General features: G+C 53.7%; 9 protein-coding genes. All 9 read left to right on the forward strand.

Features of this window, described 5'->3' with window-relative positions; genetic code table 11:
* The first annotated feature begins 75 nt into the window (after positions 1-75).
* Genes xdhA through I9W95_RS14715 form a run of 9 tightly spaced genes read left to right on the forward strand, consistent with a single transcriptional unit; the run spans position 76 to position 9,702 of the window.
* Complete coding sequence (gene xdhA / locus I9W95_RS14675) at positions 76-1,524, forward strand: xanthine dehydrogenase small subunit (protein WP_225676203.1); 1,449 nt, start codon at positions 76-78, stop codon at positions 1,522-1,524.
* Positions 1,521-3,881: a xanthine dehydrogenase molybdopterin binding subunit gene (gene xdhB / locus I9W95_RS14680; RefSeq protein WP_225676205.1), complete on the forward strand. Its 2,361-nt coding sequence runs from the start codon at positions 1,521-1,523 to the stop codon at positions 3,879-3,881. The genes xdhA and xdhB overlap by 4 nt, the downstream gene beginning before the upstream one ends.
* Before the next feature lies 1 nt (position 3,882).
* Positions 3,883-4,809: a xanthine dehydrogenase accessory protein XdhC gene (gene xdhC / locus I9W95_RS14685; protein WP_225676207.1), complete on the forward strand. Its 927-nt coding sequence runs from the start codon at positions 3,883-3,885 to the stop codon at positions 4,807-4,809.
* 4 nt (positions 4,810-4,813) lie between these two features.
* The gene (gene alc / locus I9W95_RS14690; protein WP_225676209.1) at positions 4,814-5,809 is read left to right on the forward strand and encodes an allantoicase; all 996 of its coding nucleotides are present in this window, start codon (positions 4,814-4,816) and stop codon (positions 5,807-5,809) included.
* Between the two features lie 10 nt (positions 5,810-5,819).
* The gene (gene uraD, locus I9W95_RS14695; protein WP_225676211.1) at positions 5,820-6,338 is read left to right on the forward strand and encodes a 2-oxo-4-hydroxy-4-carboxy-5-ureidoimidazoline decarboxylase; all 519 of its coding nucleotides are present in this window, start codon (positions 5,820-5,822) and stop codon (positions 6,336-6,338) included.
* 11 nt (positions 6,339-6,349) lie between these two features.
* The gene (gene uraH, locus I9W95_RS14700; RefSeq protein ID WP_225676213.1) at positions 6,350-6,706 is read left to right on the forward strand and encodes a hydroxyisourate hydrolase; all 357 of its coding nucleotides are present in this window, start codon (positions 6,350-6,352) and stop codon (positions 6,704-6,706) included.
* A gap of 1 nt (position 6,707) precedes the next feature.
* Complete coding sequence (locus I9W95_RS14705) at positions 6,708-7,226, forward strand: ureidoglycolate lyase (RefSeq protein WP_225676215.1); 519 nt, start codon at positions 6,708-6,710, stop codon at positions 7,224-7,226.
* An 8-nt stretch (positions 7,227-7,234) separates the two neighbouring features.
* Positions 7,235-8,524: a guanine deaminase gene (gene guaD, locus I9W95_RS14710; protein WP_225676216.1), complete on the forward strand. Its 1,290-nt coding sequence runs from the start codon at positions 7,235-7,237 to the stop codon at positions 8,522-8,524.
* Positions 8,524-9,702: a urate hydroxylase PuuD gene (locus I9W95_RS14715; protein ID WP_225676217.1), complete on the forward strand. Its 1,179-nt coding sequence runs from the start codon at positions 8,524-8,526 to the stop codon at positions 9,700-9,702. The genes guaD and I9W95_RS14715 overlap by 1 nt, the downstream gene beginning before the upstream one ends.
* The last annotated feature ends 254 nt before the right edge of the window (positions 9,703-9,956 follow it).

Below are 9,956 nucleotides of genomic sequence, written 5' to 3' on the forward strand. Positions count from 1 at the left end.
TTATACCGCGCTGGACTGATGGGGGTAGCGAAGCCCCTCAGTAACCGCCGCGACGGCAGACAAACAGGTGTAAGCGTGATTCGATTTAACTTAAACGGTCGCTGGATTGAAAGTTCAGAAATTGATCCAAATTGTACCATTCTGAAATTTTTGCGCACCAATCTGAAGCAGGTCGATGTCAAGGAAGGGTGTGCGGCCGGAGACTGTGGTGCTTGCACCATTATGCTGGGACAAATGACAGAGCACGGTATTGAGTACCAGACCCTCAATGCCTGCATTGCTCTGATGGCGAATGTACATGATCGCTACCTGCTGACCTCTTCGGGTATTGGTCGCGCGGGTAAACTGCATCCGGCGCAGCAGGCGCTGGTGGATTGCCACGGTTCACAGTGCGGCTTCTGTACTCCTGGCTTCGTGATGTCGATGGCCAATCTGCAGCAGAATGCCTGCAAGGCACCGGGCCATATCCCTGATGTGGCCGAAATCCATGAGGCGCTCTCCGGTAACCTGTGTCGCTGCACCGGTTATCGCCCGATTATTGAAGCGGCGCAGCGCATGCACGAGCTGCCGCAACAGAACCTTGAATATATCTCACTGCGCAGTGGCGTGCAGAGCTTTGACCCACGTGACGCTGAGCAGCCTTTGCTGGAAGCAAACGGTCGTCGCCTGTTTATGCCGGAAAGCGAAGCGCAGCTGAAAGCCTTGCTGGCGCTTTATCCGCATGCCCGACTCTGGGCTGGTGGTACCGATGCCGGTCTTGAGATCACACAGCGTTTCACTCAGTTCGATACCATTATCTGTGTGAATCGCGTTGCAGAACTGACCCGGTGTTCGGAGCCGGGCCAGGATGCAGACGACCAGCTGTGGCTGGGCGCCTGTGTCACCTTCAGTCAGGCAGAGAAGCTGCTGGCTGAGTCTTTTCCTTCGTTTGCCCAGCTGTTGCACCGGATTGGTTCACGCCAGATCCGGAATATGGGCACTTTGGGTGGGAATATTGCCAATGCGTCTCCGATTGGTGATACCCCACCTGTCTTTTTTGCGTTGGACGCAATACTGGAAATAGACGGAATTCATGGTCACCGAGAAGTGGCCATCGGTGATTTTTATCTGGGCTATAAACAGACCGTACTGCAGCCGGGTGAATACCTGCGCGCGGTGCGTATTCCTAAGCTCAAAGCCACGGAACATCTGTGGTTGCACAAAGTCAGTAAGCGTTACGACGATGATATTTCGGCGGTAATGTTTGCTCTTTACCTGTCGGTTGAAGGTGGTGTTATCAGCTCTGCACGACTGGCGTGTGGCGGTATGGCGGCAACACCAAAACTGGCAGAAAAAACCAATGCTGCGTTGAGCGGCAAGCATTTTGCTGTGAGTTCATTTGAACAGGCGGCTGCATTTATTGATCAGGACTACCAACCGATCAGTGACGTCAGGGCGAGTGATCAGTACCGGCTACAGGTAACCCGTAACCTGCTGATAAAAGCGTTCCACGATATGACGACCGCACAGGGAGATGCAGCATGACCTTTACTTCATCCCGTGTAACCCCATGGGCCGAACGCCGCCAGCGTCCGGCGAAAGGTAAATCCGGAAAGGAATTAGCACATGAAAGCGCCGAAAAACACGTACTCGGAACCGCAGTCTATATCGACGATATGCCAGAACTGGCAGGCACGCTCCATGCCGTCGTCGGTAAGAGTTCCATCAGCTGTGGCCTCATCACAAAGCTGGACCTCGCTGCTGTGTGGGCGTCGCCCGGCGTGGTGGACGTCGTTACACTAGACGATGTACCCGGTGAAACAGACATCGGCCCGGTTTATAAGGGCGATCTGATTTTTGCCGACGGCCGTGTCGATTTTCATGGTCAGCCTTTATTTGCGGTAGTTGCTGAAAGCTTTGATCAGGCGAAGCGCGCTGCACTCCAGGCTCAGGTTGAATACCAGCAGGAAGAGCCGATTCTCAGTGTTGAACAGGCACTGCAGCAGAATTCATTTGTTAACCCTGCCCATACTATGCAGAAAGGTGATGCGGTCAGCGCGCTGGCAAGTGCGCCGCGTCAGCTGCATGGCCAGCTGTATGTACGTGGTCAGGAACAGTTTTATCTGGAAACCCAGATCAGCTACGCCATTCCCGGCGAAGATGACGGCATGCAGGTGTACTGTTCGACGCAGCATCCGTCGGAAGTACAGAAGCTGGTAGCCGAGGTGCTGGATATTCCGCTGAGCCTGGTGACTGTTGAAGTTCGCCGTATGGGGGGTGGCTTCGGTGGCAAGGAAACTCAGGCGGCTCCGTGGGCCTGTATCGCCGCCGTGTGCGCTAACCGTTTGCAGCGTCCGGTAAAAATGCGTCTCGATCGTCAGGACGATATGGTACTTACCGGTAAGCGTCATGATTTTCTTAATCGCTATCAGTTAGGCATTAACGACGACGGCAAAATTCTGGCGGCCGATATTGAACTGGCAGGTTTCTGCGGATATACCGCCGACTTGTCCGATGCCATTGTCGACCGCGCTATGTTCCATGTGGATAACGCCTACAACCTGCATGACACCCGGGTAATTGGCCACCGTTGCCGAACCAATACGGTATCCAATACGGCTTTCCGTGGTTTTGGCGGCCCGCAGGGGATGATTTTCGCTGAGTGCATGCTCGATGATATTGCCCGTGCCGTGGGCAAAGACCCGCTGGACGTGCGTAAGCTCAATTTGTATCAGGATGGCGACAGCACCCACTACGGTCAGCCGATCGAAAACTATATCCTGCCGGAAATTATCGACACCCTCGAAGCCGACTGTGATTACCGTCAGCGTCGCGCAGAGATTACTGAATTGAATCGCACCAATCCGTGGAAAAAACGCGGTCTGGCATTAACGCCGGTACGCTTTGGTATTTCCTTTACCCTGCAATTTCTTAATCAGGCCGGTGCACTGGTGCATGTGTATACAGACGGTTCAGTACACCTGAGCCATGGCGGCACCGAAATGGGGCAGGGCCTGTACACCAAGGTGGCGCAGGTGGTGGCCAACGAATTTAATATCGACATCGATATGGTGCGGGTGGCGGCCACGACGACCGATAAAGTGCCGAATACTTCGCCAACTGCGGCGTCTTCCGGTTCCGACCTGAATGGTAAAGCTGCACAGAATGCCTGCCAGATTATTAAATCGCGGCTGGTAGTGTTTGCTGAGCAGCATTTCGGCGTGAATGCTTCCGATGTGCGCTTTGATAATAACCATGTGGTGATTACGAAAGACGGCGCTGAGCAGTGGCTGGCCTTTTCCGACTTTGTGGATCTGGCTTACCGCAACCGCATATCGTTGTCGGCGGCGGGTTTTTACAGCACGCCGAAAATTCATTACGACCGCGATACTGCCAGTGGTCGTCCGTTCTTCTATTACGCCATGGGCGCCGCCTGTGCCGAGGTAGAAATCGACACCCTGACCGGCGAATACAAGGTACTGCGTACCGACATTCTGCATGACGTAGGTACCTCGCTGAATCCGGCTATTGATATCGGCCAGATCGAAGGCGGCTTTGTGCAGGGTATGGGCTGGCTGACCACGGAAGAACTGCTGTGGGATGGTCAGGGCCGTTTGTCTTCTGCGTCGGCCGCAACCTATAAAATTCCGACTTCGGTTGATGTGCCGGAGCATTTCTCTGTGCGCCTGTTTGGCCGTCCGAATGCCGAAGAAACCATCTATCATTCCAAAGCGGTGGGCGAACCACCACTGATGCACGGTATCGCCGTGTGGTGTGCGTTGCGTGATGCGGTGGCCAGTGTGGCGGATTATAAAGTCAGCCCGCAGCTGGATACCCCTGCCACACCAGAGCGGGTGCTGAATGCCGTAATGGCTATGCAGTCGCTGCAGGCAGGAGGCTGAGATGAAATTCTCGCGCTGGTTTGATGCCATTCAGTTGTGCGAACAGAAAGGTGAGTCGTATGTGATTGCCACCGTGATGGGCAGTGCTGGCTCAGTGCCGCGTGACCCGGGTGCGAAAATGGTGATCACTGCCGACGATCAGTTCGATACCGTCGGTGGTGGCCAGCTGGAGTTTCAGCTGGTGAATAAAGCGCGTGAATTACTGCTGCACAACCGTGCTCAGGCCGGCATGTTGCATCGCTTCGAAAATATGCCGTTGGCCGCCAAAGCCGGGCAGTGTTGTGGCGGCAGCGTAACCGTCTTGCTGGAAGCCTTTATTAAAGTCAGTTGTCCGCTGGTGGTGTTCGGTGCCGGTCATGTGGCCAAAGCGCTGATGCAGATTCTCGGCGGCTTACCGCGCCAGGTTATCTGGGTGGATAATCGTGCCGAACAGTTTCCGGCAGAAGATGAACTGGCCGCCAATATTCGCTGTCAGTTGCTGGAAAATCCGGTCAGTATTATTGAACAGCTGCCTGCGGGCAGCGAGCTGTTGATTGTGACTCACAACCATCAGCTGGATTACGAATTACTGCAGCAGGCGCTGCGCCGCGATGATTTCGCTTTTGTTGGTTGTATTGGTTCAGCCACCAAAAATGAACGCTTCCGCATGCGTCTGCAGCACGAAGGCTATGGCGAGGACGAATTAGCGCGTCTCACTATGCCGGTTGGCCTGCCGCAGGTGGCAGGAAAATTACCCATGGAGGTTGCCGTCTCCATTGCAGCTCAGCTGCTGTCTTATCCGTCAGTTCAGGACGGCCCGGCAACGTCGGCTGCGGACGCCAGTGCAGCAAACCGAAAGGGCCTTAATTGGCGACAAATCAAAGAAACCCTTCAGGCGTCGGCTGACTCCACTGAACCAGCGCCGGCGTCTGATGCAGCACACGAGTAAAAATATGCACAGCAATCAACAGCATCCGTATACCGAATGGGTCGATCTGGCGAGCCGCAAACTGGGCGGCCAGGTATTATCCTGCAGCGATGACTTTTTCGCGGAAATGGAAAACCTGATTAAACCAGCCGAGCCGGTATTTATTCACGATAAGTACACAGACCGTGGTAAGTGGATGGACGGTTGGGAAAGCCGCCGTAAGCGCGTGGTCGGTTACGACTGGGCCATCCTTAAACTGGGATGTCAGGGCCGCATTAAAGGCTTTAACGTAAACACCATGCACTTTGCCGGTAACGCACCGAAGCAGGTATCCATTGAAGCCTGCAACAGCCGCACGGCGCCGGATGAAAATACCCAGTGGACAACCATTGTCAGCCAGCAGGATGTGCAGCCAACCAGCAATAATTTTATTGATTGTGAATCGGACGGTGTGTGGACGCATCTGCGCCTGAACAGCTTTCCGGATGGCGGTATTGCCCGTCTGCGTGTATACGGTGAAGCCGTGATGGACACGGACTGGTTCCTGCCAGGTGAACCTGTAGATCTGGCATTTGTGAAAAACGGTGCGCGTCCGGTTGAATGCAGCGATATGTTTTTCAGCTCCATGACCAACCTGATTATGCCGGACCGCGGTATTAACATGGGTGATGGCTGGGAGACCAAACGCCGTCGTGGTGGCCGTGAGTGTGACTGGATTATCGTCAAACTGGCAGGCACAGGTACGGTTAAAAAAGTGGTGGTGGATACTGCACACTTTAAAGGTAACTACCCGGATGGTTTTTCGCTGCTGGGTATTTCCATGCCGGAAGGTCAGCACCCGGGTGAAAACGCCGACTGGCAACCGATTATTGAGCGCCAGAAGCTGACGGCGGATGCCGAGCATTTCTATAAAGACGAAGTGATCAGCGGCGAACAGACATTTACCCACATTAAACTGAATATGTATCCGGATGGTGGTATCAGCCGTCTGCGCGTATTCGGTTTTCTGGCGGCAGAATAAGGGGCGGTAAATGGCCATGACTCTGACAGAACTGAACGAGCTGCCTGCAGAGCAGGCTGCGGCAACCTTTACCAGCTGCTGCGCTGCCAGCCGCTGGGTGGAGGGCATGGTAAATGCTCGCCCTTACGCATCGGTCGATTCGTTGCTGCAAACCGCCCACGATATCTGGCAAACCATGGATGAGGCGAATCTGCTGGAAGCCTTTACCGCGCATCCGAAAATCGGTGATGTCGATTCGCTGCGCGCTAAGTATGCCAATACCAAAGCGATTGCCGCCAACGAACAGAGCGGGGCTAATGCCGCCAGCGAAGATGTGTTACTGGGGCTGGCCGCCGGCAATACGGCTTACGAAGAAAAATTTGGTTTTATTTTCATCGTCTTTGCCACCGGCAAAAGTGCGGCAGAAATGCTGGACCTGCTCAATGCACGATTGCCTAACAGCCGTGCGCAGGAGCTGCAGAATGCCGCCGATAATCAGATGATGATTACCGATCTGCGCATTAAGAAAATATTAGGTTTGGCTGCGTAAGGAACAGAACAATGAGAAGTGTCATCACAACCCATATTCTTGATACCCACTCCGGCCGACCTGCAGTGGATGTTGAAGTGCGTTTATTTAAATCCGCGAGTGCTGATGTTAGCGCGCCGGACTGGCAGCCAATGGCCAGTGCCAGAACCAATGACGATGGCCGTATTATCGACTGGCTGGGCGACCGTCAGCGCGAGGCGGGTTTATACAAACTGGAGTTTGCCACCGGTGCCTATTACGCCGCACAGGGGTTAAGCACGCTTTATCCACAGGTGGATATTCTGTTCGAAATTAACGCCCCGCAGGAGCATTACCATGTGCCGCTACTGCTGGCGGCAAACGGCTACTCCACTTACCGGGGTTCCTGATATGCAGCTGACGTTAAAGCCAGAAGTGCTGAGTGCAGAAAGTTTTGCTCCCTTCGGTGAACTGGTCAGCGTGCGCGGCAAGCCGATTATGATTAATAACGGCACCACCGAGCGTTATCACAACCTGGGGCAGGTGACGCTGGGCAATAGCGAGCAGATGGGGCAGGGAATACTAAGTATTTTCCGTGCGCAACCCCGTACGCTGCCGATGACCATCAATATGATGGAGCGTCATCCATTGGGCAGTCAGGCTTTTCTGCCTTCTTCTGCCGAGCCGTATCTGGTGCTGGTGTGTCTCAGCCATCAGGTGAATGGCGAAGAGCAACCTGATCCGAACAGCCTGAAGCTGTTTCTCGCCAGCGGCGATGAGGGCGTGAATTATAAAGCCAATTGCTGGCATCACCCGCTGCTGGCGTTGAATCAGGTGTCTGATTTCTGGATTGTCGATCGTATCGGTCCCGGTAATAACCTTGAAGAATTCTTTTTTCCCGACGACTGGGAAATTGTCATCGATTTGTGAGAACCCTTATGAAATACCAGGCTGTCCGTGGGCGCCTGCTGCACTTTATTGCACAGGATAAACCGGAATACTTTAACGATGGTCTGCTGGTAACGGATGCAGACTCCGGCACTGTGGTGGCTTGTGGCGAGGCTGCAGCGTTGCTCGACCAGTACCCGGATATCAGCGTTACTCAGTATGATAATGCGCTGATTATGCCGGGCCTGATTGACACCCATATCCATTATCCACAGGTGGATGTAATTGCTTCCTACGGCGAGCAATTACTCGATTGGCTGAATAACTACACCTTTCCGACTGAGGTCAATTTTGCCGATCCGGCGGTGGCCACTGACGCGGCAGAGTTCTTCCTTAATGAATTGCTGAAAAACGGCACCACCACCGCACTGGTGTTCGGCACTGTGCATAAAGGCTCGGTGGACGCTTTCTTCAATGTCAGTGAAAAGCTCAATACCCGTATGATCTGCGGCAAGGTGATGATGAACCGTCATGCCCCGCAAGCGCTGTGCGACAGCGTTGAAAGTTCGGTGGCCGATACGCAGGAACTGATTGATCGCTGGCACGGTAATGGCCGCCAGCTCTACGCCATTACGCCGCGCTTTGCCATTACCTCAACGGAAGAACAACTGGTGGCGGCAGGACAGTTACTGGCTGATAACCCGGGTGTGTATATGCAAACGCATCTGGCGGAAAATCTGGATGAAATTGCTTTTGTGCGCGAGCTGTTCCCACAGCGTAAAAGTTATCTGGATGTATACGATCATTATGGTCTGCTGGGTGAGCGCAGTGTTTTTGCCCACTGTGTTCATCTGGACGATGAAGACTATCAGCGCATGAATGAAACCGGCAGTAAGATTTCGTTCTGCCCGACTTCTAACCTGTTCCTCGGCAGTGGTTTGTTTAAGCTGGATAATCAGCCGTATCCGGTTGAGGTCAGTGTGGCAACGGATGTTGGTGGTGGTACCAGTTTTTCCATGCTGCAGACCATGAACGAAGCCTACAAAATCTGTCAGCTGCAGGGCAGTAAATTATCGCCACTGCGTGCCTTCTATATGATGACACTGGGTAATGCCAAAGCGCTGTCGCTGGACGATAAAATCGGTAACTTCGAAGCCGGCAAAGAAGCTGACTTTGTGGTGTTTGACCTGGCAGGTACTGATCTTATGGCACGCCGTCAGTCGATCTGTAAGTCACTGGATGAGACGCTGTTCAGCCTGATGATTCTGGGTGACGACCGTGCGGTTGCGGAAACCTGGGTAGCGGCAAACAAGGTCTGGAGTAAAGAGGAGAGCCATTAATGGAAGGTTACATCTTTGACTGGCTGAATCTGTTTTTGCGCTGGTTTCATGTGCTGGCTGGCATCGCCTGGATTGGCGCATCCTTTTATTTTGTCTGGCTTGATCTGAGTCTGGAGAAACCCAGCGAAGAAAATGAAGCCCGTGGCATTAAAGGCCAGCTGTCTGCCATTCACGGTGGTGGCTTCTATGAAGTGGTGAAGTACAAGCTCGGACCACAGGTCATGCCTGCTAACCTGCACTGGTTTAAATGGGAGGCCTACACCACCTGGTTGACCGGCTTTTCACTGCTGGCGGTTATGTACTATTGGGGTGCGCAGCAATTTCTGATTGATCCGGCAAAAGTGGCATTTTCACAGGCGGGCGCGATTGGTAGCAGTCTGCTGTTTCTTGCTGCAGGTTTTGCCGTGTACGAGTTGCTGGTTAAGAGCCCGCTGCGCAACAGCAATAAAGGTTTTGCTGCTGTGCTGTTTGTGTTTCTGGTCTTTATGGCCTGGCTGGCAGACCAGTTATTCGCTGATCGTGCGGCCTATATCCATGTCGGCGCTTTAATCGGCTCGATCATGGCGGGCAATGTGTTCTTCGGCATTATGCCGTCGCAGCGTGAACTGGTACGCGCAGTAACTGCCGGTGAAACCCCGGATGCCCGTTACGCCATGCTGGCCAAGCTGCGCTCGACCCACAACAACTACCTGACGCTGCCGCTGGTCTTTATCATGATCAGCAATCATTACCCGATGACCTACGGCCACGATCATGCCTGGCTGCTACTGGCGGTGATTGCCGTGATTACCGGGCTGGTGCGTCATTTCCTCAACCTGAAAACTCAGGGGGCGGGAACTAAGCCGGGTTATTTAATTGCTGCCTTTATCCTGACCATCGCACTGGCAAGCTGGATGGCGCCCAAGCCGGTGGCAACAACTGGTAATGTGATCAACGCTGATCAGGCGCTGCATATCACCCACCTGCGTTGCGCCGAGTGCCATGCCGCGGCTCCGAGCAGCGATATGTTTAAAACGCCCCCGGCAGGGATCATCCTCGAATCTGAAGCACAGCTGCTGCAGTACAAAGATCGCATGATCAGTGCCTTACAAACCAGCTATATGCCGCTGGGTAATATCACTGCCATGACCGATGATGAGCGTGCTCAACTGTTGGGATGGTTGCAGGCGCAGAAATAAATAGGTTGTCTGGTGCGCAGTGCGCACCCTACCTTGGTATTTTGTGTATATCGTAGGGTGGACACTGCCCACCATCGGGTATAAAAAAGCCGCTGGTATCAGCCACTGCTGTCCCACAGTTTTAAAGGTATCTGTTTTCTATAAACGACTTTTAAATCCGCAGTGCCTATTGCCTACCAGGGGAACTTACCGAGCGTCGGACCGCCCCTGGCCGGCAGGGCCGACCCCAGCTTTTCGCTCCTGAAGCGTTACCC

The sequence above is a fragment of the Thalassolituus marinus genome, from assembly GCF_020320395.1.
GTDB classification, from domain to species: Bacteria; Pseudomonadota; Gammaproteobacteria; order Pseudomonadales; family Oceanobacteraceae; genus Venatoribacter; species Venatoribacter marinus.